The sequence below is a fragment of the Polaromonas sp. P3_A5 genome (assembly GCF_056403055.1).
This window is the reverse complement of sequence record NZ_JBFUGF010000001.1, coordinates 1,090,676-1,116,372: the sequence shown is the minus strand read 5'-3', so window position 1 is coordinate 1,116,372 and position 25,697 is coordinate 1,090,676. Positions and strand designations below refer to the sequence as shown.

General features: G+C 61.3%; 32 protein-coding genes. 8 read left to right on the top strand and 24 right to left on the bottom strand.

The window, feature by feature from the left end; all coding sequences use genetic code 11:
* Positions 1-257: 257 nt before the first annotated feature.
* The 5 genes from AC1DU8_RS05380 to rpsP form a co-directional block, all read right to left on the bottom strand.
* The gene (locus tag AC1DU8_RS05380; RefSeq protein WP_457279968.1) at positions 258-965 is read right to left on the bottom strand and encodes a CoA pyrophosphatase; all 708 of its coding nucleotides are present in this window, start codon (positions 963-965) and stop codon (positions 258-260) included.
* Between the two features lie 66 nt (positions 966-1,031).
* Positions 1,032-1,397 (bottom strand): 50S ribosomal protein L19, encoded by a 366-nt coding sequence (gene rplS / locus AC1DU8_RS05375; RefSeq protein ID WP_077595343.1) that lies wholly within the window; start codon positions 1,395-1,397, stop codon positions 1,032-1,034.
* Between the two features lie 142 nt (positions 1,398-1,539).
* Positions 1,540-2,319, bottom strand: coding sequence for a tRNA (guanosine(37)-N1)-methyltransferase TrmD (gene trmD, locus AC1DU8_RS05370; protein WP_457279967.1), 780 nt, complete (start codon positions 2,317-2,319; stop codon positions 1,540-1,542).
* A 58-nt stretch (positions 2,320-2,377) separates the two neighbouring features.
* Entirely contained in the window at positions 2,378-2,986 is a 609-nt protein-coding gene (gene rimM / locus AC1DU8_RS05365) for a ribosome maturation factor RimM (protein WP_457279966.1), read from the bottom strand.
* A 35-nt stretch (positions 2,987-3,021) separates the two neighbouring features.
* Positions 3,022-3,282 carry a 30S ribosomal protein S16 gene (gene rpsP, locus AC1DU8_RS05360; RefSeq protein WP_457279965.1) on the bottom strand — a complete coding sequence of 87 codons (261 nt, stop codon included), beginning with the start codon at positions 3,280-3,282 and terminating at the stop codon, positions 3,022-3,024.
* Positions 3,283-3,492: 210 nt separating this feature from the next.
* Between rpsP and AC1DU8_RS05355 the strand changes: the two genes are divergently transcribed.
* Both AC1DU8_RS05355 and AC1DU8_RS05350 read left to right on the top strand, forming a co-directional pair.
* Entirely contained in the window at positions 3,493-4,029 is a 537-nt protein-coding gene (locus AC1DU8_RS05355; protein ID WP_457279964.1) for a GNAT family N-acetyltransferase, read from the top strand.
* Between the two features lie 7 nt (positions 4,030-4,036).
* Positions 4,037-4,513 (top strand): hypothetical protein, encoded by a 477-nt coding sequence (locus tag AC1DU8_RS05350; RefSeq protein ID WP_457279963.1) that lies wholly within the window; start codon positions 4,037-4,039, stop codon positions 4,511-4,513.
* Positions 4,514-4,653: 140 nt separating this feature from the next.
* On the opposite strand, the gene AC1DU8_RS05345 is transcribed toward AC1DU8_RS05350, so the two are convergent.
* The 11 genes from AC1DU8_RS05345 to AC1DU8_RS05295 form a co-directional block, all read right to left on the bottom strand.
* Positions 4,654-5,691, bottom strand: coding sequence for an inorganic phosphate transporter (locus AC1DU8_RS05345; RefSeq protein ID WP_457279962.1), 1,038 nt, complete (start codon positions 5,689-5,691; stop codon positions 4,654-4,656).
* Between the two features lie 127 nt (positions 5,692-5,818).
* Positions 5,819-6,466: a DUF47 domain-containing protein gene (locus AC1DU8_RS05340; RefSeq protein WP_457279961.1), complete on the bottom strand. Its 648-nt coding sequence runs from the start codon at positions 6,464-6,466 to the stop codon at positions 5,819-5,821.
* 368 nt (positions 6,467-6,834) lie between these two features.
* On the bottom strand, positions 6,835-7,197 hold the full coding sequence (locus AC1DU8_RS05335) for a DMT family protein (RefSeq protein WP_457279960.1): 363 nt from the start codon (positions 7,195-7,197) through the stop codon (positions 6,835-6,837).
* 21 nt (positions 7,198-7,218) lie between these two features.
* A complete protein-coding gene (locus tag AC1DU8_RS05330; protein ID WP_477726530.1) occupies positions 7,219-8,181 on the bottom strand; it encodes an AEC family transporter in 963 nt (320 codons plus the stop codon).
* Positions 8,182-8,241: 60 nt separating this feature from the next.
* Positions 8,242-10,332: a TonB-dependent receptor gene (locus tag AC1DU8_RS05325; protein ID WP_457279958.1), complete on the bottom strand. Its 2,091-nt coding sequence runs from the start codon at positions 10,330-10,332 to the stop codon at positions 8,242-8,244.
* Between the two features lie 79 nt (positions 10,333-10,411).
* Positions 10,412-10,843, bottom strand: coding sequence for a hypothetical protein (locus AC1DU8_RS05320; RefSeq protein WP_457279957.1), 432 nt, complete (start codon positions 10,841-10,843; stop codon positions 10,412-10,414).
* Positions 10,824-11,405: a DUF3299 domain-containing protein gene (locus tag AC1DU8_RS05315; RefSeq protein WP_457279956.1), complete on the bottom strand. Its 582-nt coding sequence runs from the start codon at positions 11,403-11,405 to the stop codon at positions 10,824-10,826. The genes AC1DU8_RS05320 and AC1DU8_RS05315 overlap by 20 nt, the downstream gene beginning before the upstream one ends.
* Positions 11,406-11,484: 79 nt before the next feature.
* Positions 11,485-11,769, bottom strand: a complete 285-nt coding sequence (locus tag AC1DU8_RS05310) for a hypothetical protein (RefSeq protein ID WP_457279955.1) — start codon at positions 11,767-11,769, stop codon at positions 11,485-11,487.
* Between the two features lie 7 nt (positions 11,770-11,776).
* Complete coding sequence (locus AC1DU8_RS05305) at positions 11,777-12,994, bottom strand: ABC transporter permease (RefSeq protein WP_477726529.1); 1,218 nt, start codon at positions 12,992-12,994, stop codon at positions 11,777-11,779.
* Positions 12,991-13,647: an ATP-binding cassette domain-containing protein gene (locus AC1DU8_RS05300; RefSeq protein WP_477726528.1), complete on the bottom strand. Its 657-nt coding sequence runs from the start codon at positions 13,645-13,647 to the stop codon at positions 12,991-12,993. The genes AC1DU8_RS05305 and AC1DU8_RS05300 overlap by 4 nt, the downstream gene beginning before the upstream one ends.
* Positions 13,644-14,204 carry a Fur family transcriptional regulator gene (locus AC1DU8_RS05295; protein WP_477726527.1) on the bottom strand — a complete coding sequence of 187 codons (561 nt, stop codon included), beginning with the start codon at positions 14,202-14,204 and terminating at the stop codon, positions 13,644-13,646. The genes AC1DU8_RS05300 and AC1DU8_RS05295 overlap by 4 nt, the downstream gene beginning before the upstream one ends.
* A gap of 174 nt (positions 14,205-14,378) precedes the next feature.
* Here AC1DU8_RS05295 and AC1DU8_RS05290 point away from each other — a divergent pair, with 174 nt between their 5' ends.
* From AC1DU8_RS05290 to AC1DU8_RS05275, 4 genes are all read left to right on the top strand, one after another.
* Entirely contained in the window at positions 14,379-14,534 is a 156-nt protein-coding gene (locus tag AC1DU8_RS05290) for a hypothetical protein (RefSeq protein ID WP_477665569.1), read from the top strand.
* Positions 14,531-15,325, top strand: coding sequence for a metal ABC transporter ATP-binding protein (locus tag AC1DU8_RS05285; RefSeq protein ID WP_477727035.1), 795 nt, complete (start codon positions 14,531-14,533; stop codon positions 15,323-15,325). The genes AC1DU8_RS05290 and AC1DU8_RS05285 overlap by 4 nt, the downstream gene beginning before the upstream one ends.
* Before the next feature lie 71 nt (positions 15,326-15,396).
* Positions 15,397-16,227 (top strand): metal ABC transporter permease, encoded by an 831-nt coding sequence (locus AC1DU8_RS05280; RefSeq protein WP_477727034.1) that lies wholly within the window; start codon positions 15,397-15,399, stop codon positions 16,225-16,227.
* A gap of 36 nt (positions 16,228-16,263) precedes the next feature.
* Positions 16,264-17,178, top strand: coding sequence for a metal ABC transporter substrate-binding protein (locus AC1DU8_RS05275; RefSeq protein ID WP_477726526.1), 915 nt, complete (start codon positions 16,264-16,266; stop codon positions 17,176-17,178).
* Positions 17,179-17,205: 27 nt separating this feature from the next.
* On the opposite strand, the gene AC1DU8_RS05270 is transcribed toward AC1DU8_RS05275, so the two are convergent.
* The 5 genes from AC1DU8_RS05270 to AC1DU8_RS05250 all read right to left on the bottom strand — a co-directional run bounded on the left by AC1DU8_RS05270 (position 17,206) and on the right by AC1DU8_RS05250 (position 20,848).
* A complete protein-coding gene (locus tag AC1DU8_RS05270; protein WP_477726525.1) occupies positions 17,206-17,475 on the bottom strand; it encodes a hypothetical protein in 270 nt (89 codons plus the stop codon).
* An 87-nt stretch (positions 17,476-17,562) separates the two neighbouring features.
* Positions 17,563-18,522 carry a restriction endonuclease gene (locus AC1DU8_RS05265; protein WP_477726524.1) on the bottom strand — a complete coding sequence of 320 codons (960 nt, stop codon included), beginning with the start codon at positions 18,520-18,522 and terminating at the stop codon, positions 17,563-17,565.
* A gap of 229 nt (positions 18,523-18,751) precedes the next feature.
* On the bottom strand, positions 18,752-19,732 hold the full coding sequence (locus tag AC1DU8_RS05260) for a DUF3644 domain-containing protein (protein WP_477726523.1): 981 nt from the start codon (positions 19,730-19,732) through the stop codon (positions 18,752-18,754).
* Positions 19,733-19,793: 61 nt separating this feature from the next.
* Positions 19,794-20,303, bottom strand: coding sequence for a carboxymuconolactone decarboxylase family protein (locus AC1DU8_RS05255; RefSeq protein ID WP_477726522.1), 510 nt, complete (start codon positions 20,301-20,303; stop codon positions 19,794-19,796).
* 128 nt (positions 20,304-20,431) lie between these two features.
* Positions 20,432-20,848 carry a hypothetical protein gene (locus AC1DU8_RS05250; protein ID WP_477726521.1) on the bottom strand — a complete coding sequence of 139 codons (417 nt, stop codon included), beginning with the start codon at positions 20,846-20,848 and terminating at the stop codon, positions 20,432-20,434.
* A 198-nt stretch (positions 20,849-21,046) separates the two neighbouring features.
* Between AC1DU8_RS05250 and AC1DU8_RS05245 the strand changes: the two genes are divergently transcribed.
* Complete coding sequence (locus AC1DU8_RS05245) at positions 21,047-22,030, top strand: M14 family metallopeptidase (protein ID WP_477726520.1); 984 nt, start codon at positions 21,047-21,049, stop codon at positions 22,028-22,030.
* Positions 22,031-22,330: 300 nt separating this feature from the next.
* Here AC1DU8_RS05245 and msrA read toward each other — a convergent pair whose 3' ends face one another.
* From msrA to AC1DU8_RS05230, 3 genes are all read right to left on the bottom strand, one after another.
* Entirely contained in the window at positions 22,331-22,873 is a 543-nt protein-coding gene (gene msrA, locus AC1DU8_RS05240; protein ID WP_457279947.1) for a peptide-methionine (S)-S-oxide reductase MsrA, read from the bottom strand.
* A 116-nt stretch (positions 22,874-22,989) separates the two neighbouring features.
* Positions 22,990-23,268 carry a hypothetical protein gene (locus AC1DU8_RS05235; RefSeq protein ID WP_457279946.1) on the bottom strand — a complete coding sequence of 93 codons (279 nt, stop codon included), beginning with the start codon at positions 23,266-23,268 and terminating at the stop codon, positions 22,990-22,992.
* Positions 23,269-23,403: 135 nt separating this feature from the next.
* The gene (locus tag AC1DU8_RS05230) at positions 23,404-24,297 is read right to left on the bottom strand and encodes a LysR family transcriptional regulator (RefSeq protein WP_457279945.1); all 894 of its coding nucleotides are present in this window, start codon (positions 24,295-24,297) and stop codon (positions 23,404-23,406) included.
* 149 nt (positions 24,298-24,446) lie between these two features.
* Between AC1DU8_RS05230 and AC1DU8_RS05225 the strand changes: the two genes are divergently transcribed.
* Positions 24,447-25,643, top strand: coding sequence for an acyl-CoA dehydrogenase (locus AC1DU8_RS05225; protein WP_457279944.1), 1,197 nt, complete (start codon positions 24,447-24,449; stop codon positions 25,641-25,643).
* Positions 25,644-25,697: the final 54 nt, after the last annotated feature.

The window sequence follows — 25,697 nt, the reverse complement described above, 5'->3', positions numbered from 1 at the left end:
GTGTAGCTCCCTGCCCCCCGAGGGGGCCGCCCGCCTGTGGCCCGGCAAAGCCGGTTCCACGGCTCATGCTGGTTTGAAGAATTCGATGGGTGCGACCAGTGGTGGAGGTATTTCACCAGTGGGGCCGCGGGACTGGCTTTGCCAGACCGCAGGCGCCGCCCCCTCGAGGGGGGAACAAGCTACACGTAGTGAGCTTGGACAGGGGTGTACCAATTTTTGGGGGAACGGGCTACACGAAGTGAGCCCGGACGGGGGTGTTACGCAACTAGAAAACGATAGAGATTACGCAGCATGCCAGCCGTCGCGCCCCAGATATAGCGCTCCCTGGCCTCGTTGCCATCACCTTCCATGGAGGGGTCTGAGTACGGCATGGAAAGCCATTGGCGTAGGGCGCCGTCGAATTCCATCTCGTGGCGGCGATGGTTGGCCGGGTTCATCAGGTAGCCCAACGGCACCTCGAAGACATCTGCGACTTCACCGGGGTTGGGCTGCAGCACGAAGCCGGGCCTCACCAGCGCCACGACCGGTGTGATGATGAAAGCGGTGCCGGTGACGTAGGTCGGCAAGGTGCCCAGCACCTCCACATGGTCGCGCGGCAGACCAACCTCCTCGTGCGCTTCCCGCAGCGCGGTGTCCACCGCATCGCGGTCGGTCTCGTCCGTGCGGCCGCCCGGCAAGGCGACCTGGCCCGAGTGCGTGGACAGGTTGGTGGTCCGCTCCGTCAGCAGCAGCGTCAGCTCGTCCCGCATGACCAGCGGAATCAGCACCGCAGCCAGTGCGGGCGTGCGGTCGGTAAATTTCTTTTCGACGCTGTGTTCGGGAGTCCACACAGGCGGATGCCGAAAACGCTGGCGCAGGGCCTCCGGTGAAAGGTGCGCCGAAGGGACGCCCGCCAGATGGTCATCAATACCCAGCACCGGGATGCTGCGCGGGTCAAACTTCGGCAGGGGCCGGGTGTTGTTCATGGGGTGAGAGGTTAGCAGGCAAAAAAAAGCCGCTCGACAGAGCGGCTTTTCAGGGCGGAGGTGCTTTTAGGCAGCCTTGGCGCCCAGCTTTTCCTTGATACGTGCGGATTTGCCGCTGCGGCTACGCAGGTAGTACAGCTTGGCACGGCGCACATCACCACGGCGCTTGACTTCAATCTTCGCGATCAGCGGGCTGTAAACCTGGAACGTACGTTCCACGCCTTCGCCGTTGGAGATCTTGCGAACGATAAAGCTGGAATTGAGGCCGCGATTGCGCTTGGCAATCACCACACCTTCAAAAGCCTGCACACGTTTACGCGTACCTTCCACCACATTGACGCTGACGATCACGGTGTCGCCGGGAGCGTAAACGGGAATGGTCTTGTTCAAGCGGGCGATTTCTTCCTGCTCAAGGGTCTGGATCAGATTCATGATTTTTCCATCTAACTTCTTCGCTCATACACGCGCTACGCTAAAGACCGCAAATCCATGGATTCACCCGAAGATGATTCAGATGGTTGCAGTGGCCGCCAGAGGATCGAAAAGCCTTTGATTATAGCAAGTCAGTGCTTTTTCAAGCGTCTTTGTCCGGGTTTTCGACCAAATCGGCCAGAAAAGCCTCGTCACTTTCGCTCAAATTCCCACTCTGCCGTGCCATTTGCACCAATTCTGGGCGCTGGCGCTGCGTCAGCGCCAGGCGCTGTTCGCGCCGCCACCGCTCAATGTGGGCGTGGTTTCCAGACATCAGGGTGGTCGGAACAGGCTGGCCGCGCCAGCTTTCGGGCCGCGTGTAATGGGGGCAATCCAGCAAGCCGTCGAGTGCAGGATTAAAGCTGTCCAGCTGATGGCTGCCCTCGTCATTAAGCACCCCGGGCTGCAGCCGGGACACCGCATCGAGCAAGGCCATGGCGGCAATTTCCCCGCCCGACAGCACAAAATCGCCCAGGCTGATCTGCAAGTCAACATGGGCCTGGATGAAGCGCTGGTCCAGCCCTTCGTAGCGGCCGCAGATCAACACCGCACCGGCGCCGGCCGACCAGCCTTCAACGCCGGCATGGTCCAAAGCCTTGCCCACGGGAGAAAAAAGCACTGTGGGAACCTTGGGCGCACCGCTCGCAGCACGGTCAGCCTGTATTTTTTCAAGGCACAGCGCCAGCGGCTCAGCCATCATCACCATGCCGGGGCCGCCGCCGAAAGGCCGGTCGTCCACGCGGCGGTAGTTGCCGTCGGCAAAGTCCCGCAGGTTCCAGAGCTTCACCTCGACGAGGCCAGATTCGTAGGCGCGGCGGGTCACGCCGCTGACCAGGAAGGGCGCAAAAAGCTCGGGAAAAAGTGTGATGATGTCGAAGCGCATGGGGCTATTGTGTGCGAGCCCGGCGCTTCGGGGCAACAGCCCCTTTGGGCTACAAAAATCAGTAGTCCGGCTGCCAGTCAACCGTGATGCATTTGCCGGCGATATCCACCGCGTCGACATACACGGAAACAAACGGAATCATGCGTTCGGCGGTCACGCTCGTGCCGTCTTCCTGCTGGACGGTGTACTCCACACACAGGACAGAGTGCGGGCCGGTGGCCATCAGGTCACGCACCAGGCCCAATGGCACGCCTTCGCGGTTGACCACGTTCAGGCCGATCAGGTCGACCCAGTAGTACTCATCCTTGGAGGCGGCGGGAAAGCTGCTGCGTGGCAGGAAGATACGCGCGCCACGCAAGGCCTCGGCCGCATTGCGGTCATCAAGGCCCATGAACTTGGCGACGACGGAATCGGAGTGGACTTTGGCTTCGTCGACGCTGAGCGTGACTGTGCCGGAGAACACGGTAAACCCCGGGCGGAATTTGGCGTCAGGCGCCTGCAAAAACCAGGATTTGGCCGCGAAAAGCGCTTCTGGATCGGTGCTGTGCGGCAGGATTTTCACCCAGCCCTTGACGCCCCATGCATCCAGGATGCGCCCGACTTCGATGGCGTCGTGCGGAAGGCTTGAGGGTGTCAAGCCTGCCGACGACTGAAGGCCGGGCTGCATCAATCTCTAAATCAGTCTAAATCAGACCGAGTTCTTCAGGCCGTTTTGACAGCAGCCGTAGCACCTTGCTTGACCAGGCGCAGAACGGTAGGAGACGGCTGGGCGCCCACACCGATCCAGTGGGTCAGGCGGTCTTGCGCAATGCGCAGGCCTTCTTCGCCACCTTTGGCAATCGGGTTGTAAAACCCGATGCGCTCGATGAAACGGCCGTCGCGGCGAACGCGTTTGTCAGCCACAACAATATTGAAAAAAGGACGGTGCTTGGAACCGCCGCGTGCAAGTCGAATGACGACCATGATTTATCCTTCGGGTGGTGGGGCTTACCGGTAAGGTAGATACCCCAATGTTCTGCAGCGCTTGAGACACACGACATGGCCACCCGGCCAGCGAATTGCTGCAAAGCCTGAGATTATAGCCTGCCGAACGGTTTTTGCCCAAATTCACCCCTACCCCGCTCCTGAAGCCCCCCGCACACCCATTCTCCTGTCTCCGAAACCACCACCGACATGCCCCTCATCCGCCCCAGCCGCGAAGAAGACATTTCCGCCATCACGGCCATATACAGCCACCACGTATTGCACAGCACAGGCACCTTCGAAACCGAGCCTCCCAGCGTGGCCGACATGACCGCCCGCCGGGCCGACGTGCTGTCCAAGGGCCTGCCTTACCTGGTCGCCGAAGAGGATGGAAAAATCGCCGGCTTTGCCTACGGCAACTGGTTCAAGCCCCGCCCGGCCTACCGATTTTCAGTGGAAGACTCGATCTACCTCGCGCCTGACCTGCACCGCAAGGGCCTGGGCCGTGCGTTGCTGGCCGAGTTGCTGGCACGGCTTGAAGCGGTGGGCGTACGCAAGGCCATGGCCGTGATCGGTGATTCGGCCAACGCCGGCTCGGTGGGCGTACACCGCTCGCTTGGCTTCAAAGAGGTCGGCACCATTGCCTCCTGCGGCTGGAAGTTCGGCGCCTGGCGCGACATCGTGATCATGGAAAAGACCCTGGGCGCAGGTGACACGCAGCCGCCGGTGGATGCACCCGCCGCATAATCGCCGCATGCAAGCAACCGCCTCCACAGCCCCTAAAGCGCCCAAAAACAAAACCCTCGCCGCCTGGCTCGCCTTCGCAGCCGGCCAGCTCGGCGTGCACCGCCTCTACCTGTTCGGCCTGGGCGACATCTGGGCCTGGCTGCACCCCATCGCCGCCGCGCTGGGCTGGTGGGGCGTGGAACGTGTGCGGCTTTATGGGCAGGACGATCACCTCGCCTGGGTGCTGATTCCGCTGCTGGGCTTTACGCTGGCCGGTACGGCGCTCACCGCGATTTACTACGGCCTGATGTCGACCGACAAATGGAACGCGCTGCACAACACGGCTACGCCCGATACCCAGGCGGGCAACACCAACTGGCTGACCATAGGCGCGGTGGTGTTTGCCCTGCTGTTCGGCACCATCTCACTGATGTCCAGCATCGTGTTCAGCTTCCAGCGCTACTTTGAATACCAAGTCGAAGAGGCCAAGAAGATATCGCAGTGAATATGGCCCCCACGGTCGCTCACTTCGTGTAGCTCTCTGCCCCCCGAGGGGGCCGCTGCGCCTGCGGCCTGGCAAAGCCAGTTCCGCGGCCCCGGCTTGATTAAAGAGAGGCCACGACGCATGCTCAGTGCGTGGCGCGATCAGAAAACCTGAAGACTGACCCAGTACGCGATTGCTGCCACGAATGCTGAAGCCGGGATCGTGAAAATCCAGGCCCAGACGATATTGCCGGCCACGCCCCAGCGCACGGCTGAAGCGCGCTGCGTGGAGCCTACGCCCACGATGGCGCCGGTGATGGTGTGCGTGGTGGAAACAGGAATACCCAGCCCGGTCGCCAGGAACAGCGTCAGTGCGCCGCCAGTCTCGGCGCAGAAGCCGCCCACGGGCTTGAGCTTGGTGATCTTCTGGCCCATGGTTTTCACGATACGCCAGCCGCCGAACATGGTGCCAAAGCCGATGGCGATGTAGCAGACGATGACCACCCAGATCGGCAGGTGTTCCGTGGTCGCCATCATCCAGACCGGCAAACCCTGCACGTTGCTGGTCGTCGCGGCGATCAACAGCAGCCAGATGATGCCGGCGGTCTTTTGCGCGTCGTTGCCGCCGTGCCCCAGGCTGTAAGCGCCGGCGGAGACCAGCTGAAGCCGGCGAAACCATCGGTCGGCCTTCGACGGGGTCGTCCTGCGACACACCCAGGCCACCGCCACCATCATCAGCGAGCCCAGCAAAAAGCCGAGCAACGGCGACACGAAAATGAAGGCCACCACCTTGAACACGCCCGAGGCGATCAGCGCGCTGGCGCCGGCCTTGGCGATGACGGCCCCCACGATGCCGCCTATCAGCGCATGCGAAGAGCTGCTGGGAATGCCGTAGAACCAGGTGAGGATGTTCCAGGTGATGGCGCCCATCAGCGCGCCAAACACCACATGCGTGTCCACCACGCCCGGCATCACGATGCCCTTGCCGATGGTCGCCGCCACGCTCAGGTGGAAGATGAAATACGCCAGGAAGTTGAAGAAAGCGGCGAACAGCACCGCCTGCCCCGGCTTGAGCACGCCCGTCGACACCACCGTGGCGATCGAGTTGGCCGCGTCATGAAAGCCGTTCATGAAGTCGAACGCAATGGCCAGGAAGACCAGCAGGAACACCACCCACAGGGCGGCCTGTACGGTTTGCATATTTATCCCAATGAGGTAGCTAGGGAAACGAACGCGCCGGGACGCAGCGCAGGGCCGCCCCAAGCAAGGCCAGCCCCCTCGGGGGGCAGCGAACTACGCGAAGCGAGGAGCGTGGGGGCTGCCATCTTCAGGAGTTCTCGAGGACGATGCCCTCGATCAGGTTGGCCACATCCTCACACTTGTCGGTGATGGTTTCCAGTAGTTCGTACACCGCCTTGAGCTTGATCACTTCCCGTACATCGGGCTCTTCGCGGAACAGCCGGCTCATGGCCGAGCGCATGACGCGGTCGGCGTCGGACTCGAGCTTGTCGATTTCCTCGCAGGTTTTCAGGGCGGCTTCAGCCGTCGCGGCATCGCTGACTTTTTCGATCAGCGCCACGGCGTCCTGCAGGCGTTCGCAGCATTTGACGCTCAGGTCGGTCAGCCGCACGATGTCGTCGGTCATGTGGCGCACGTCGTAAAGCGCCATGGTTTCGGCCGAATCCTGGATCAGGTCGGCCACGTCGTCCATGGTGTTGATCAGCTTGTGGATCTGCTCGCGGTCGATGGGCGTGATGAAAGTCTTGTGCAGCGCCCGGTTGACTTCATGCGTGATGCGGTCGGCGGCACGCTCGGCGTGGTCGACTTCGCGGTTGAAAGCTTCGCGCTTTTGCACGTCCGCGTAGTTCGCAACCAGGTTCGAAAACGCATGGGCGGCCTCGACGATGCGTTCGGCATGCTGGTTGAACATCTCGAAAAAATTGCCTTCGCGCGGCAGCAATTTGCCAAACAGCATGTCAGTTCCTCAGGAAATATGTCAAAAGTATGACGTTTTTGTGACTGCCGGAAGTTTAACCGCCCGTGGTTTCGGGCCGGTTTGGGGTATGTCTAACGGTGGTTTCTCCGCAGAGGCTCGCTGGCCGGGGGTTGCCCGGCATGCAACTCACTTTCTTTTGCTTCGCCAAAAGAAAGTAAGCAAAGAAAAGGCGACCCTGGTTCCTGCGTCCCTTCGCTTCACTACGGGCAACCTGCGGTGCTCGGTCCAGCCGGGGTCAAAAACAACTCGCCTGCGGCTCAAACAAGTTTTTGCCCTGATCCGTCTGATCCTCCGCTCCTCGGCGCATCCACAAGGGCCAATCAGGGGCAGGGACAAATACCGAGTACTCAGGCGGAACGGAAGATGAAATACACCGCGCCCACCATGCACAGCGCCGCCCACAGGTAGTCAAGCTTCAACGGCTCGTTCAAATAGAACACTGCAAAAGGCACGAACACGCTCAGCGTGATGACCTCCTGCATGATCTTGAGCTGCCCGACGCTGAACTGGGTAAAGCCGATGCGGTTGCCGGGCACCTGGAGCAGGTATTCAAACAGTGCGATGCCCCAGCTGATCAGCGCTGCGATATACCAGGGCGAGGTGGCCAGGTTTTTCAGGTGTCCGTACCAGGCAAAGGTCATGAACACGTTGGAAAGCAGGAGCAGGCCGATGGTTTGCGCCGATACCGGCAGGGACTGGAGGAACTGCATCAATGGCTCCGTGAATGAGATTTAGACAAACCGCCCGACCAGCAGCAGCACAATGGTCAGCGTCACCAGGGCCAGCGCGGTAGACACCACGACACTGGCAGTAATCAGGTCTTCCGCCACCTTGTAGCGCTGGGAAAACAAAAACACATTGGCGCCAATGGGGAGGGCCGAAGCCACCACCATGACGGCCATCGGCACGCCGCCCACACCCAGCAGGCGGCACAGGCCAAACACCAGCAAGGGGTGCAGCAGGTTTTTCACGCCCGCCAGTGCCAGCGCCGGCCGCCAGTGCTCACCCACACGCGTATTGGCCAGTGTCACGCCCACCAGCACCAGCGCCAGCGGACCGAAGGCATTGGCCAGCAGTTCCAGCGGCTTGTCGATCACCACGGGAATCGCAAGGCCGGTTTGCGCAAACAGCAGGCCGGCAATGATGGGCAACGGCACCGGGTGCAGCAACGCGTTTTTCACGGCCATCAACACCGTGGCCACCGGGTGGCGCGGCGCAGTGGTGACTTCATCAGACGTGCCCAGCTTCTGTTCATGCGCCACCGCCAGCTCCAGCACCACCGTGGCGCTGGTCAGCAGCAACAGCGAATGCACCGAGACCAACGTGAACAGCGTAATCAGACCTTGCGGTCCATACATCAGCCCGATCAGCGCAATGCCGATCATCACGGTGTTCGAAAAAGTATTGGCCAGCGCCAGCACCGCTGCGCGGCGGTTAAAGCCCTGCAGCAGCAAGGTGCCGCCAAATAGCACCACGACCGCCAGAAAGTAAGCCAGCACCGGCTTGAAGTCCAGTTCCTCCACATGCACCCGGCTCATGGTGCGAAACAACAAAGCCGGCGTAAGCAGCAGGAAGATCAGGTTTGAAAGGTCTTTTATCGCTTCGGGCCTTATCCACTGTGCGCGACCAGCTATGAAACCTGTAGCAATCAACAACACGACGGGAAGCAGGGACACGAAGACAAGCTGGTTCATCCGCACAATCTTAGCGCGCGGGCGGTCAGCGAGTCTGCGTGTTTTACGTAGTGGCCCCGCTTAAAAAGCGAGCTGCATGCCCACCTTCAGGCTGCGCCCCGGCAGCGGCGCCTTGGGAAACGCCGTGGTCGTCAGTACCGAGGCCGCGCTGTAGGCCAGCTGGTTGGTCAGGTTGTCCACCTTCGCATACCAGAGGATGTTGCTCACGCCTGCCTTCATGCGATAGGTGGCCGCCAGGTTCCACAGCGTGTAGGCCGACGTGGCACGCTGGCCGGCGGCCACACGGTTTTGCGCCATCGAATGGTCAAAGCCGATGCTGCTGCCCCACGGCCCGTGGGCCCACACCAGGCTTGCCCCCATGCGTGCCGGCGCAATGCGCGGCAACGGCAGGCCGTTGCTGAGGTTGGTGGCACGCACCACATCGCCGCGCAAGGCCAGGTCCAGACTGGAGGCTCCTTCGATCAGGCGGATGTTGCCGCTGGCCTCCAGGCCCACAAAGCGGGCGCGCACGCCGGTGTAGGCAAACTCCGGCAGCAGCTTGTTGTCCGGGTCGTTGTCGTCCACGCCGTCACCGTCCAGGTCGGCCGGGTTCAGCGCGCCGTCTTCCTGCCCATAGTTGTTGCCCGTGGCCAGCAACCCGATGTAGCTTTTGAAACGGTGCACATAGGCATTGGCCGCAAAGCTGTTGGCGCCGGACTTCCAGGCCGCGCCAACATCCAGGCTGGTCGACTTCTCCTTGCCCAATGTGGCGTCGCCGCTTTCCCAGGCTTTGGTCGCTACGTGCGGGCCCTGGGCGAAGAGCTCGTAGTCTTTGGGCGCGCGTTCGGTATAGGCCAGGTTGCTGGTGAGCTGCCAGCCCGGCGCCGCGTTCCACAAGGCACCCAGCGCATAGCTATGCGGCGTGAAGTCGCGCGTCAATGGTGCAAAGCGCGCCACCAGCGGGTTGCCCAGCGACTCCACCTTGACCGACTCCAGACGCCCGCCAAAGCTCAGCTTGCCCCAGCCGGTGGTGTATTCCTCGTAAGCGAACATGGCGTTCTGCGACGTCTTGCTGTAAGGCGCGAAAGCCTCGGCGCCGTCGGCCGAAAACTTGTTGTTCTCGGCCTGAAAGCCGATCACGCCGTCCAGGTTGCCGATGCGCGCATGGCGGGCCTCCAGCCGGAAATCACTGCCCTTGTTCTTGAACACCGTGCCGGGGTTGGGCCCTTCAAATTCGGTGTGTTCGTAGTCGGTGTGGCTCAGCTGGCCCTTTACGCTCTGGATGAAACCGCCCAGGTTACGCACCTCGCCTTCCAGCGCCGCACGGTTGGACTTCATGTCGATCGTCACGTCGTCCTCGGCCACCGTGCCGTAGTTGCTGCGGTAGGTGCTGACGGACGCGCCCAGGTAGCCGTGGTCAAAAAACACCGAGCCGCCCGCCGCACCACCGCGCACTTTGCTGTCCGAATTGCAGATGCGGTGGGTGATGGTGTTCACGCCGCCCTTGCTGCAAGCCAGGTCGGTGGGCACCTTCACGTCGCCGGTTTCGCGGCTGAACACGTCAACATGCAGGGCGTAGCGATTGTTGCCGCCTTCGAGCAACACGCCGCTGCTTTTCTCGCGGTTGCCGGTGGCCAGGCCCAGGTCGACCTTGCCGCCGACACCGCCTTTCTCGTCAAACAGCGGCTCGCGCGGAATGCGGTTGTCGATCACGTTGACCACGCCGCCCACCGCACTGCCGCCATACAGCAATGCGCCGGGGCCGCGCAGCACCTCCACGCGTTCGATGCTGATCGGGTCGGACGTCACCGCGTGGTCATAGCTCAGGCTGGAGGCGTCCAGCGTCGCGCCGCCGTTGCCCAGGATGCGGATGCGGTCGCCGTCCAGGCCGCGGATGATGGGGCGGCTGGCGTTCGGGCCGAAGTAGGTGCTGCTCACACCGGGCACGCCGTCCAGCGTTTCGCCGAGTGTGGTTTTGGATCGCAATAGCAGTCCGGCGCCCGAGTACTGTGCGGCAGGCGCTATCAAATCAGTAGCGCCCAGCGGGTTACCGGTGACGGTGACTTCTTTCAGGCTGGGGGCAGATGCTGGCGAGGCGGTCTGGGCAGTCGCCAGGCCGCAGGAGAGCGTCGCCGCGACGCAGAGCGCGCGGCTGATAAAAGGTGGGTTCATGATGACTCGCTGAATCGAAAAACAAGAGGGCAAAGCTGCGCCCTGGCCAGGTGGCCGGCGCACAGAAAAACGGGGAGATTCAGCGAGTGGAAGGCGGGCCGCGCGCGTCGAACAGCGCCGCCCAGCGGGCGAGTGCTTCGCCGCGGGAGATGTCAAATGCCACGCTGGAGAGCACCAGCGGCAAACTCAGCAGGGGAAGCGTGGGCGCCGCCTGGCCGTGGCTGGCCTGGTCAAACAGGCGGCAATCCGGATCGCCGTCATGCGAGGAAAACAGAGAAGCCAGCCAGCCGCCTTCACTCTCTCCCTCTTCTTCCACATGCGCAAGAGCGGCGTGTCCCTGATGGTGGCCGTCATGATGCATATTCGAATGTGAATGGATGTGCGCCTGCGGGCTGTGCACCACGCCGTGCATCAGCCCCAGCAGTTGCGCAAGCAATAGCGTGGCGGCCAGCAGCCAGGCCAGGGCCCGGGCGCGACTCAGACCCCGACGCTCACTTGACGCTGGTGGCATCCGTGATGCGGTAGTAAAGGCCGTAAGAGTCGTCATTGAGGACGAGGAAGCGCCCCTCCACCACCACCGGCTCCATGCTGTATTTCACCGGCGTTTTGGTTTTGACTTCGACCATGCTCTCGGGCCCGCCGGGCAGGCAGAAGGCGCAGGTCAGCGGCACTGACGACAGCAAAAAATGCTTTTGCTTTTCGCCCGGGTCCAGCGGCATCATGAAACCCTGGATGCGCTGGGTTTTCTGGTTCAGCGCCATCTGGTCGAGGGTGAAGACCGGAAGGATGCGGTTTTTCTCGTTTTTGGTTTTCACCGCCGTCAGCACCGACCAGGGCACCACATCCGTACGGGCTGCCAGCGGCGGAAACGGACTGTTGGCGCCATGCACGCCCGCGCCCTGTCCGACCGGTATGTCAAACGCCGGCCCTGCCGCGGCAGGCTTGCCGCCATTCGCCAGCGGTGAAGACAGCGTTTGCGCCGAAAGGCCTGTAGCGGCCAGCAGCGTGCTGCAGGCCAATGCCCACCTCAGTCCGTAAAGGCTTGGAGTGCGAGGGCGAAAAGAGGCTGTCATGCAGTACTCCAGAAAATCCAGAAAAAAGGTGAGGCCACTTCAGGGGCGTCGCGGTGACGTCAGTGGACGTCAATGAACGTCAATGAACGTGTTTCATCCCGCAGTATTTGCCGACAGCCAGGCCTTTGCAAGCGGCCTGCAGCTCTTTTTCACAAACTTCGTCTTTCTTGCCCGATTCCAGGCATTTGGCGGCGTTTTCGTGGGCGGCGGCCATGGCGCGGTGGCGCTGGATGTCTTCCTTGGTTTCCTTGTCGTTGTGCTGCGCATGGGCCAGCGAAAACGTGGCGCTCAGGGCCACCGCCGCAAACGTGGCCGCAACAGGAGACAGGGTGAGGAATTTTTTGATGGAAGAGAGGTTTGTCATAAGAAGGTTACCTTGATTGGAGAAGTTCAAACACACTGACCCGGTAGGCTTCCCAGGCCGGCAGCAACGCAGACGCCAGCGCCACCCCCAAAGCCAGTACCGGCACACTGACCAGCTCGACCGGCCATGACAGCGCACCGATCAGGACAGATTTTTCAAGTTGCAACGCCCAGGCCAGCAGTGCCGTCAGCCCCTGCCCCGCAAGCACCCCCAGCATGGTTGCCAGCAACGCCAGCCACAGCGCTTCGCACAGCAGCAGGCCGGCCACGCGGGCCGGCGGCGCGCCCAGCATGCGCAGCAGCGCCAGGTCGGCCCGGCGCTCACGCACGGCACCCCACAGCGCAATGAAGACGCTCAGGCCCGCCGTCAGCAGCAGCACGCCGGCCAGCGCCCGCAGCACGTCGGTGCCCACACCCACCATGCTCAGCAGGCGCGTGATTTCCAGCGCCGGCGCGGCAGCCTGCATCTCGGTGCTGCTGTTGATGTAGCGCGGAAAGGTCACGGCCGCCAGCGGCGTTTTGTACTGGATCAGCGCCAGCGTGATTTCGCGCTCTTCTTCCAGCACCTTGCGGTCGTCGTCGTCCAGTGCCGTGTCGGTTTCATGCACCTGCCAGACGGACTCGGTGGCCGTCAGCACCAGGCGGTCCAGCACCGTGTGGCTGCCGGCCAGGACGCCCGACACCACATAAGGACTCAGCTTGTGCTCTTCACCGCCTCCCCCCAGGCCGTGCGTGCCGGTAAAGCTGTCGCCCACTTTCAGGCCGGTTTGCTGCGCCACCTGCGCGCCAATGACGGCCTGCATGGGCTTAACCCACAGCGCGCCCTGCGCCAGTTGCGCGTCGTAATGGTGGATGTAGTCGGGCGTGGTGCCCACAATGCGAAAGCCGCGAAAGCTGTCACCCAGGCTGATGGGAATGACCTTGGCCACCTGCGGATGCTTTTCCAGTTCCTTCACCGCCGCCAGCGGCACATTACCCGTCGGCACGTCAAGGTGAAACACACCTGACAGGATCAGCTGCATCGGGCTGCCCTTGGCGCCCACCACCACGTCGATGCCGGCCACGTCGCGGTCAAACGCCTGGCTGATCTGGTGGCTGACCAGCAGGAGAAAAGTGATGGAGGCCAGCCCCAGGGTGAGCAGCAGCAAATTCAGCGCTGCAGCCAGCGGCCGCGACCACAGGTAGCGCCATGAAAACACCACGGTTTTGAACGCTATCATTTTCATAGCTGCTTGCGCTCGACCAATAAGGACTGCAGGCCTTTTTCATCTTTAAAAAAGGCCTGGACACGCGCATCGTGCGTGGCAATCACCAGCGTGGCGCCCTGCTGTTGCGCCGCGCTTTGCAGCAAGGCCAGCGACGCCGCGGCCGCGTCGTCGTCCAGGCTGGCCGTGGGTTCATCGGCCAGGATCACGCGCGGCTTCAGCAGCACCGCACGTGCCAGTGCCACACGCTGCGCCTGCCCGCCAGATAGTTGGGGCGGCTTGCGACCAGCCAACGCGCGCACGTCCAGCGCGTCCAACGCTTCGGCAATGCGGCCTTCGTCATCCGGCTGGCCGGCGGCCCACTGCGCCATGGCCAGGTTGCCCTGCACCGTCAGCGCTGCGCTCAGGTGAAGCTTCTGCGGCAAAAAGCCAATGGCTTTTGCCCGCCACGCGTCGCCGGCACGTCCGCCCAATGCTTTGATGGACTGGCCGGCCACTGTGATGTCGCCCTCACTGGGCGCCAGCAAACCTGCCGCCAGCGCCAGCCAGGTTGATTTGCCCGAGCCCGACGCACCGCGCAGCAGCAAGGTGCCGCCCTGCGCGACGTCCAAGTCCGCAAAGCGCAGCTCGGGACCATTGGTGTAGCGGTAAGCCAGCTGGCGGGTGCTGATCATGAAGAAGCCGTGCCGTTGGCGCAGTCGGCGCACACGCCCCGCACGGCAAAGTCCATGCTCATGCCCTGGTAACCCAGCGCCTTCAATGCTTCCAGCGCGGTTTGCGCGGCGCGTTCCAGGTCTTTGGTGCTGGCCTTGAGCGCACCCGAACGCTTGCCCGACAACGCACCCGACAAGGGGCTGTCGCGGTGGCAGCTCTGGCATTCAAAGTGGGGAATGGCGTGCACGCTGCTCGGCATGGCCTGGTAACGCCGCACGCGGTTGGCGTCCACGCGGCACAGCAGCAAACCCACCTGCGTGAGCCGGTCGATCAGCCGGTACAGCGTGACGCGATCCAGTGTCACGCCTTCGCCGGCATCATCGTCGCCGCCCAACGCGGCCTGCAGTTGCGCGTGCGTGTAGCTGGTGTTCGGGTGGGCCAGCAGCCAGCCCAGCACCAGACGCGCAGCGCTGGTGCGGCGCAGGCCGTGGGCTGACAACAGCACATCAATCGGGTCCGCGTCGGCGGTGATGCCGGGCTCGGTTTTGGAACGCCTGACAGGGTGGACGGATGCCATGGGATGAAGCCGTTCGGAAAGAGTTTGGCAAAAGAGCGCGCGGTGTATTTTCGCAATGCGCGCACATAACGCAACAATGTTGCATTAGACTATACAGCAATTCAGTTGCATTATTACCGCAACCGAGTGGCTTTTGATGACTTCCCGGCCCGCTTGTTTGTAAAGACGACTCCCTTGCCAGCTTCACCTCCTCCCTTCCCTCCACCACCTCTGCGCCGCCGCAGCATCCTCGCCTGGCCGGCCTGGCGCCGGGTGCTCGCGGTATTGCCGGCCGTGGCGCTGCTCTGGATGGCGGTCGCCTGGGCTTCGGCGGAAATAGCGCCATGGTGAGCGCCATGGTCGCGCTGGACAACCTCACCGTCAGCTACCGGCAGCATCCGGCGCTGCACCACGTCAGCGGTCACTTCGCGGCGGGTTCGCTGACTGCGGTTGTTGGCCCCAACGGCGCCGGCAAAAGCACGCTGTGCAAAAGCATCATGGGTTTGCTGCCCCGTTCGGGCGGACAGGTCACCACGGCAACGCCGCGCGCGCGCATCGCCTACCTGCCGCAACAGGCTGAGCTGGACCGGAGCTTTCCGATGGACGTGTGCGACGCCGTGCTGCTCGGCTGCTGGCCTTCACAGGGCGCATGGGGATGTGTCAGTGAGGCGCAGTGGGCCGCCGTCGGCACGGCCTTGCGCACCGTTGGCCTGGAAGGTTTTGAAGCGCGGCCCATTGGCACGCTTTCCAGCGGGCAGTTCCAGCGCGTGCTGTTTGCCCGCCTGCTGGTGCAGGACGCCCGCCTGATCCTGCTGGACGAGCCCTTTAACGCAATAGACAGCAAGACCACCGCCGCCTTGCTGGCGTTGATTCGTCAGTGGCATGCCCAGGGGCGCACCGTGATTGCCGTGCTGCACGACGATGCCCAGGTGCGGGCGCATTTTCCGCAAACACTCCTGCTGGCGCGCGAAGCCGTCGCCTGGGGGCCCACCGCACAGGTCATGACCGAAGGCAACCTGGCGCGCGCCCGCGCGATGGCAGAAGCATGGGACGAAAGCGCCGAAGCCTGCCGCATCGACGACAAGGCAGTAGCCACACCAGTGGCATTGCACGAGCCCCTGCTGCACAAGGCTGCGGCGTGATAGAAGCCGCGCAGCACGCCCTTCACGGTGCCTGGGCCATTCTGTTTGCGCCGTTCGCCGAATACGCCTTTATGCGCCGCGCGCTGGTGGCCACGATGGCGTTGTCGCTCAGCGCCGCACCACTGGGCGTTTTCCTGACCTTGCGGCGCATGAGCCTGCTGGGTGATGCGCTCAGCCACGCCATATTGCCGGGTGTCGCCATCGGGTTCATGCTGTGCGGCCTGTCGCTCACGGCCATGGCCGCGGGCGGCGTACTGGCCGGCATGCTGGTGGCCGCGCTGGCCGGCTTCATCAGCCGCGCCACCACGCTGAAAGAAGACGCCAGCCTGGCTGCCGTTTACCTGGTGGCGCTGGCGCTGGGCGTGACGCTCATTTCCGGCCACGGCACGCAGCTTGACCTGCTGCACATCCTGTTCGGCAGCGCGCTGGGCGTCGACACGCCGGGCCTGCTGCTGGTGGCCGGCGTGGCCAGCATCAGCCTGGTCGCGCTGGCGGCAGCCTACCGCGGCCTGGTGCTCGAAAGTTTTGACCCGGTGTTCCTGGCTGCAACGGGCCGCAGCGCCTCTTTCAAGTGGGCGTGGCAGCAGGGCTTTTTGATGCTGGTCGTCATCAACCTCGTGGCCGGCTTCCAGACGCTGGGCACGCTGATGGCCGTCGGCCTGATGATGCTGCCCGCGGTGTCGGCGCGCCTCTGGCATGACACCCTGCCCGCACAGCTTGCCAACGCAGGGGCACAGGCCATGGCGGCCGGCTACACCGGGCTGCTGCTGTCTTACCACTTCGATACACCTTCGGGCCCGACCATCATCGGCTGCGCCGGCGCGCTGTACTTTGCATCACTCTTGCTGGCGCCCAGCGGCTGGCTGCCGCGCACATTCGCACGTGCGCATCGTGTTGCCTGAGTCCACTTTTTTTGTTTTACCAATCCGGAGCCTTCCATGACATCCATCCAACACATGCTGCGCAAACTGCTGACACCCCTGGTCGGGGCCGCGCTGCTGTCCGCCGCCACCGCCGGCATGGCCGCCGACAAGATCCCTGTGGTCGCCAGCTTCAGCATCCTCGGCGACCTCGTCCGTGTGGTCGGCGGTGAACGCGTGGCTGTCACCACCCTGGTCGGCCCCGATGAAGACGCGCATGTGTTCGAACCCAAACCCGCTGACGCCAAAAACCTGTTGCAAAGCAAACTGCTGGTCAGCAACGGCCTGGGCTTTGAACCGTGGGCGCAAAAACTCGTCAAGTCCGCCGGCTACAAGGGCCCGGTGGCGGTGGCTTCGCAAGGCGTGAAGGCCCGCACCATGCCCGGTGAAAAAGGCGGAAAAGAAACCGACCCGCACGCCTGGCAGGATCCAACCAACGTCGTGATCTACGTGCGCAACATCGCCGCAGCCCTCGCCCGGCTCGACCCCGCAGGTGCAGCCACCTACAAAGACAACAGCGAAACCTACGTGAAGGAGTTGCAGGCGCTGGACGCCTGGGCCAAAGAACAGCTCAGCGCCGTCCCAGCCGCCAAACGCAAGGTCATCACCTCACACGACGCCTTCGGTTATTTCGGCGCGCACTACCAGGTCAGCTTCCTGGCGCCACAAGGAATCTCCACCGAAGCCGAACCCAGCGCAAAGGAAGTTGCCCAACTGATCCGGCAGATCCAGCGCGAAAAAATCAAGGCCGTGTTTTTTGAAAACATGAGCAACCCCAAGCTGCTCGCCCAACTGAGCAAGGACGCGGGTGTGACACCCGGCCCCGCGCTGTATGTCGATGCCCTGTCAAAAGCTGGTGGCCCAGCTGACAGCTACCTCACGCTGATGCGGCACAACGTGACACAACTGGTGGCGGGGATCAGGCAGAACTGAGCGAGGAATGAAACGGTTTCGCAGCACTCAGTCGCGGTAGGGCTCATGGCTTCGCGGCGCGTCCGGCAACTGCTCGTCCAGCGACTGCCGGTAACGAATGCAGCCGCGAAAAAATTGCGGCCAGTCGGGCACGGTAGGCAACGGGTCGGATTTTTCCGGCAGCAGCGTCCACAGTGCCGGGTGGTGCCAGCACAGCTCGTGGCCCGTGCTGTCGCGATGCGCGCGAATGCCCTGGCGTAGTTTTTTGACTTCATCGACGAGCTGCTCACGTGACAGGCTTTCAAGGTCTGCGTCCATGGTGCCTCCGTATTGAACATGCGGTGTTTAGCGGTCTGCGAACGCCACCATCATAGGCACAGAAGATCAGTCAGATCAATGCGCAAGTTAGGTAGCTTTCGAAGTCCGCGATTTCGCGTGGGCCATCTGTACACGCCGAATGTCATACGTCATGTAATCGGGCCACTTGGCTCCAAAGTTTTGGTTAAGAAGCTTATTGAGTGCTTGAAAGTCAATTAGCTCAATCATCGGTGTAGAGCTAGCTTCTTGCCATGCTGGCGGAGTGAACCCGCAGGTTGCGACAAGAACACCCTTATTAGCTTGGCGTCGTGAGACAACCCCCATTAACTCTCGAACGGCTTGAACTCGCACAACGTCTTCGTAGCGTTTGCACTGAATAAGGACAAGCGCCTGACCACCAGCATCTGTTCGACGTGCCTCAATATCAACGCCGCCGTCACGGGAAGTTTGCGTGACAGTAACTTTGTACCCCAGCTTTTCATACAACGCGCCAATCAAGCACTCAAACTCATCAGGACGCAGGACCAGTAATGCTTCGCGTGGATTTTCACAATGAAGATACCGTTTTCGAATGATGGCCTCTGCGTCCGAGAGACCATTAGCACGACCATCCGGAAGAAATTGGCAATGAGCTGTGAAATATGCCCCCAAAACATCAAGCGCTTTTGCCGGGTAGTGTGGAAGTAGGTCCAAAATCCACATCGTTCCATCCCACGGAAGAAACGGTGGTTCGACGAGTCTTCGAATGAATTCATACTCGTCAAGGAGTTTTGTTAGTTCTTCGTCACTCATTGACCACACCCAGCGCCGAGTGGAGTCGTCAATTCCAAGAGTACCTCCGGAAATGAGAAATGAGCGAAGCAACGCCTTGATCGTTTGATCTGAGCGAGTGTGAATTGAGTTTAAGAACTCGTCGCGGTGTTTTACTGTCGGGAACTGGTAAGTAGCAAGAAGAACTTTGCGCTTATGTTCTGGTGTTAATACATGCTCAAGCCAGTCGTCTAGCGCGAGCGAGTCGGCCCTAAGCGTCGGTTTTTCTTTTGCCATATTCCTAAGATTAACGCTTAACGTCGCGCCACACGCCGCGGCAGCGCATCCGCCGCGCTGGAGCACGCCACCAATCTGCGCAGCGACACCGACTACGGCCTAGCGACCGGCCCGTTCCTGCTCGTTACCAGCGCCAGGCATGGCAGCTAAACCAGCGCACATAGGCGATCACTCAGTTGCTTGTCAAAATCGACAGACTCAAAGTGACGAGGACAATCACACAAAAGGACTAAGATTTTTTGCGTCGCTCATAGTGGTTATCGAACTCCTGCAGGATATTCGGATTGTAGAAACGCTGACGCGAGCTAGTAGGGTTTGCGGGATGTAGAAGTCGCACGATTACATATTTATTATCTTTCTCAAGAACTTGGCGAATCTTATGAAACGCCTTGTTCTCCAGAAAGTCTTCATAACGTCGTTTCATCGTATTGGCCAGATCACGATATGTCATGGGATAGTTCTTGAAAATATCTTCCTCGCGCACGGTAATTGCCGGTGCATGGGGATCATCTGTCCATCGAAACGCAATTGCTGCCGTATCCTTACCTCGAACAAGTTTGGTTTCCATTCGAAGAGCGACATGTTGCTTAGCAGTTTCTTCTGCCGGACTCTCTTCAAGTGCATCGAGGTAGGCCAAAAGACGTTGTACCTGCTCGGGATAGTGTGCACGGGTTACCGGTTCAGCCGCCTCAAAGCCGTGATAAAACGAAATCGGCATTAAAAAAAAGTTGTATTTAGTCAGGTCAAGCTGAAACCACTCTGTGGCTAAACACAGGTAGTTTCGCAACGACGCCGTACCAATTTCTAGAATCCGCCGACCGAGGTACAAATCTTTGTTAATGAAATGCGCAGCGTTGTCTCGAATTTCAACAAGAGCGATAAAGTTGTCATGGCATGGTTGCTCCAATCCAGAATCCTTATCGTCTTTAAGCTTAGCGGCAAGATATCCAGCCCCGCGAGAAAGAGGATTACCACTGCGGTTCGTTTTGGGCGTCTTCCCACCCACTCCATCGTCAATGTACTCATACAACGATTCGATTGAATCATTGTGATCTAGCAACCACTTGGCTTTTAACAACAGCTCCCATGCGTTTGACATCAGCAACGCAAAGGCCTCCTCTCTGTATGAGAAATTCGGTTTGTTGTAAACCTCAATGGCAGCAATCGCCGCTTGAACCGACTTTTCGGCGAGTTCAGCACTTAGTGGCATATTGAGACCTAAGGTTAAAAGTAAGCGAATTCCATAGGTGCAAAGGGCGCCACATCAGACCCTAGCCGCGCTCTGCCACAGGGCGCCCGTACGTCACTGCGTTATTGACTTCCGCCGGTGCTGCCGCGGCCAGCTGCCAATCCGGCTTCACGCCCAGTGCGTCGTTGATGGTCGAGAACGCCACCCGGAAGGCCACAAAGGCCGTGGCCTCAAAAATCTCCCGCTCTGAAAACCCCGCCGCGCGCAACGCTTCAACATCCTGTGGCGTGGTGCCATTCGGGTTACGCGACACCTTGCGCGCCCATACCGACAGGGCCAGGTCGCGCGCCGTAAGGCCTGCGTTTTCAACACCCTGTAAGACAGCCGCCGCGGCCGACGGATCAGCCGCCCCGGCCAGCTTCTTGCCCCAGGCCAAGGCACAGTAAGAATCACCCAGGCTGGCGGCGGTGGCGCAAACGATCACCGCCAACTCACGGTTAGACAAAGTCGAATTGCCCGTGAGCTGTGTGCGCAGCGCGCCAAAGGCTTCGTACACTTCAGGCCGCCATGCCCACAAGCGACTGAGGTTCATCACAAAGCCTTGTTGTTCTACATCGCTTTTGTAGAGGCGGGCAGTGGCGTCATTGTCAGTAGGAGCTTGCAAAAACATGGTAAGAGCTTCCAATTCGGAGGTGCTGAGTACCGACATCAAATCCAGTACTAGGAGAGGTGGGAAAACATCTTTCGGGCTTGCTGCTTATAGAAGGATTCCGGCTTGTCGGCACTAACTTCAACGGTAAGCACATCAAATCGATTGCGCTTCAGGATTGCCACGATTTCCTTGTAGTGCGAACCTCGCTCGATTTCTGGTCGTGCGGCCAGTACAAGCCATTGGCAAGATAGATATTTCGAAAGGAACTCCCCAACATTGGTGATCCGCTTTTCTTCAATGGACTGAGAGAGAACGCGACCAAGACGCTTTTCTTCTATGCTCTGCGCCAGCACGACTCCAGTTTGGTTATGCAGAGTGAAGGTCCGTTGATTACCGGACAAACCGATTAGCGGCTTGAAGTACTTCTTGATCGTTTTGCTTTTGCCGCTGAAATGCGGGCCAACGACAACGACAGCTTTCTTCATAGTGGCTTTCTGTGAGTGCTTGTGCGGCAGGATAAGTTATGAATGAAGGCACCGCACGATGATAGGCCTCAAGCCCCTCCGTGCCATCCCCCAAACACATGAGGGCCAGCCCGCAAAGCGCTTCAGTCTCCCCACAAACCGCTGTATAACCAAGCCATCAACGCCATCCACGTCCATCACCCCAGCGGTGCACACCCCATGACTTCCACCCCTACCCCACACCCCACCCACCTGCGCAGCCACACCTATCACGGCCTCGCACCCGGCCCGCACCTGCTGGTCACCGGCGCCGTGCACGGCAATGAGACCTGCGGCACGCGTGCCATCACGCAGCTGCAGGAAGAAATCGACAGCGGCCAGCTCGGCATAGAGCGCGGCACCGTGACTTTTGTGCCCGTGACCAACCCGTTGGCCTACCGGCTCAAGCAGCGCATGGGTGAGCGCAACCTCAACCGCAACATGGCGCCGAGTGCGATTCCCCAGGACTTTGAGGACCGCATCGCGAACGTGCTGTGCCCGCTGCTGGATGCGCATGATGTGCTGCTGGACCTGCACTCTTTTCACACGGGCGGCGCGCCGTTTGTGATGATTGGCCCGCAAAACAACACGGGGGCGCTGGAGCCCTTTGACCATGCCGCGGAAGAAATGCAGCTGGCGCTGCACACCGGGCCGCACCGGATCGTGGAAGGCTGGCTGGAGACGTACGCCCGGGGCGTGCAGCGGCGCGCGGCAACGGCTGCGGGCGCTGCGGGAGGCGCCCGCGCGCAGACATTGGTGACCGACCCGAACTACGGCGTGGGCACGACCGAATACATGCGTTCACGCGGCGGCTACGGCGTGACGCTGGAATGCGGCCAGCATGACGACCCGCAGGCGGTGCAGGTGGCGCGGCATGCAATTCAGCAGACGCTGGGCCTGCTGGGGCTGATTACGCAGAAGCCCGCACCGGTGCCGATGACGCGCGAGATCCTGCGGCTCGTTGACGTGGTGGACCGCGAGCATGCGGGCGACACCTTCACGCGCGAGTGGCGCAGCTTCGACGCCGTGAAAGCCGGCGAGGCGATTGGCACGCGAAATGGCGGCGCACCTGTTGCCGCACCGGCGGACGGCTTTGTGGTGTTTCCGAATCCACGAGGCGAAGTGGGCCAGGAGTGGTTCTATTTCGCGCAGCGGCGGGTTTGAGCGCGGATGGGCCGGGCCAGCGCCGTTGCGGGGTGGCTACGGCTTGCCGCAAGGTGCCGACATTGCTATCTATTTAATAGCTGCTTGCGCCTACCCCTATTGGCTTGCAGGCCAATTTTATGGTTAAACGAAGGGCTTTTTTGCGTCAAAACGGGCTAAAACCCGTTTGAAAACCCGAAAAGGTTGGTTTCAGACGGCCAAAGCCGCCAAAAACACGATTTCTCAGTATCAAAAGTGGCCGCAGCCCAATACTGAACTGCGCCAGCAGCTATTTATTTGATAGCGACCGCAACCATCCATTCAATCCTTCACACGTGACGCAAAGGTCTTGCGGAATTTGTCGACTTTGGGGCCGACCACAAACGCGCAGTAACCCTGGTTGGGGTTGTTTTCGAAATAGTCCTGGTGGTAGGACTCGGCGGGCCAGTAGTTTTCGAGCGGCAGCACTTCGGTGACGATGGGTTTGCCAAAGGTTTTATCCTGGCTGACCTGGCGGATGAAGTCGTCGATCTCCGCCTTCTGCTCCGGCGTCGAGTAATAGATGCCGCTGCGGTATTGCGTGCCGGCGTCGTTGCCCTGGCGGTTCAGGCTCGTCGGGTCGTGGATGACGAAGAAAATTTCGAGGATCTCGCGCAGCGTGATGTCGGCCGGGTCGTAGGTGAGCTTGACGACCTCGTTGCTGCCGGTGCGGCCCGTGCAGACCTCTTCGTAGCTGGGCCGTGCGGCCTGGCCGTTGCTGTAGCCCGACTCCACGTCGGTAACACCGCGCACCTTGACGTACACCGCCTCGGTGCACCAGAAGCAGCCGCCGCCGAGCGTGATGGTTTGGGGGGAAGAAGGCATGGAAATCTCCGCTGAAATCCGTTGGTCGTACGGGGAGCGGCAATCTTACGCCGCGGCCTGCAGGCCCGCGGAGAGGCCCACACATTGCCCCTGAAGCGAACTGGAAAGCGTCCGGTTCAGTCGCGCCGGCGCGGGCCTTTGGTGACGTGCTGGGGGCCGATTGCACGGCGCATCAGCCGCAGCAGGGCCAGCGCCACAAGCCCGCCGGCCACAGCCAGGCCGAGCGAACCCATGCTGAAGACCTTGTCGTTGGTGGCGCCCTTGCTGAGCAGGGCAGCCACGAAGTCGCCGCCGATGAAAGCGCCGAACATGCCGACGCCGATACTTTCGAGGATGAGGATTTTTTCGCGGGTGCCCGCGAGCAGGCAGGCAGCTCCGCCGAGAAGGGCACCCACCGCACACCAGATATACGGGTTGATGCCGTTCTCCTGAAGACTATGAACTGCCCCATGGTGACAGCTTTACGTCCCCAGCGGTGGACATACTTTTACCAAGGTCATTCGCCAGGGCACCTGGGCGGGATGGAATCTTCATGCCTTCGCCGCCGGGGCGATTGCGCGCACCGCCTTCACAAACGCGGCCAGCGCCTGGTGGTCGCGTGCGGTTTTCCAGAGGCAATGCGTTTCATAAGGTGTGGTGGCGGCATCCAGCGGCACAAAGGCCGCCCCCGCCATGGCCGACTGCCTGAGCGCAGCCGGCACCAGCGCCACGCCCATACCCTGCGACACCAGCGACACCACACTGAGCCAATGCCGCAGTTCGTAGCGGATCTCCGGGTAAAAACCGGCTTCAGTACAGATTGCCAGGATGCGTTCGTGGTAGTCGGGCGAGACGGTGCGCGACACCACGGCAAAGGGTTCGCCCTGTAACTGCTGCAGCGATATCGAACGCTTTCGCGCCAGCGCGTGCCCCGCGGGCAGGCAACCGACAAAGGCCTGGCTGGACACCAGCACCTGCGACAACTCGGGCGGCACGCGTGTGGTGTGCACAAAGCCGAGGTCCAGCCGGTCATGCGCCAGCTCGATCAACTGCTCGCTGGAGTTGAGTTCCTTCAGCGTGAGGCGCAGCAGCGGGTGTTCGGCCTGGAAGCGCTCCAGGATCTTGGGTAGGCCGCTGTACAACATGGTTCCTGAAAAGCCGATGGCCAGGCTGCCGGCCATGCCCTGCCCCACGTCGCGTGCATGGCCAGCCGCCTGCGCGGCCTGATCCAGCAAGGCGCGCGCCGCCGGCACAAAGGCCTGCCCGGCGGCGGTGAGTTGCACCGATTTGCTGTTGCGCGTGAGCAGTTTGGCGCCGACCGAGGCTTCAAGCTGCTGGATGTTCAGCGACAGCGGCGGCTGGGAAATCGACAGGCGCCGGGCCGCCCGGCCGAAATGCAGCTCTTCGGCCAGGACAAGGAAATAGCGGAGGTGACGAAATTCCATGAGCCATCCATGAATATGTTTTTTATATCGTTGGATCGATATTTGATATTAGACAACTATTCATGCTTGTCAAACAATCGAGCTGCCCGCGGGCATCCCAGCCACGCGCCCTACACTGCAAACCAAGCCACCTTTTTCGGAGACAACCCATGAAAACCCAATTCAACTGGCAAGACCCGTTTTTCTTTATGGAGCAGCTGAGCGAAGACGAGCGCGCCATTGCCGACGCCGCCCACGCTTTCTGCCAGGAAAAACTGCAGCCCCGCGTGCTGATGGCCGCACGCCACGAGAAGTTCGACCGCGAAATCATGAACGAAGCCGGCGCCATGGGTTTCCTGGGCTCCACCATTGAAGGCTATGGCTGCGCCGGCCTCAATTACGTGAGCTACGGCCTGGTCGCGCGTGAGGTGGAACGCGTCGACAGCGGCTACCGCAGCGCCATCAGCGTGCAGAGCTCGCTCGTCATGCACCCGATCAACGCCTATGGCAGCGAAGCGCAAAAACAAAAATACCTGCCCAAGCTGGCCACTGGTGAATGGGTCGGCTGCTTTGGCCTGACCGAGCCCAATCACGGATCCGACCCCGCCAGCATGCTGACGCGCGCCAAGCCTGTCGACGGCGGCTTCATCGTCAAGGGCGCCAAGATGTGGATCACCAACAGCCCGATCGCCGACGTGTTCATCGTCTGGGCCAAGCTTGAAGACCCCGACGGCAAGGTCGGCGGCCAGGAAAGCATCCGCGGCTTCGTGCTTGAGAAGGGCATGAAGGGCCTTTCCGCCCCCAAGATCGAAGGCAAGATGAGCTTGCGCGCCTCGATCACCGGCGAGATCGTGATGGACGACGTGTTTGTGCCCGAGGCCAACCTGCTGCCCAACGTGAGCGGCCTGAAGGGCCCCTTCGGCTGCCTGAACAAGGCGCGCTATGGCATCGCCTGGGGCGCTCTGGGCGCGGCGGAAGACTGCTGGTTCCGCGCCCGCCAGTACACCATGGACCGCCAGCAGTTCGGCCGTCCGCTGGCGCAGAACCAGCTGATTCAAAAGAAGCTCGCCGACATGCAGACCGAGATCACGCTGGGCCTGCAGGGCTGCCTGCGCGTGGGCCGGCTGATGGACGAAGACAAGTCCGTGCCGGAAATGATTTCGCTGATCAAACGCAACAGCTGCGGCAAGGCGCTGGACATCGCCCGCCTGGCGCGCGACATGCACGGCGGCAACGGCATCCATGACGAATACCATGTGATCCGCCACATGATCAACCTCGAAACGGTGAACACCTACGAAGGCACGCACGACGTGCATGCGCTGATCCTGGGCCGTGCCCAGACCGGCCTGCAAGCCTTTTATTGATGACCTTTCAGGGCTCCAACCCAATCAGGACGTGCGCAAGCAGCTATATTTTTC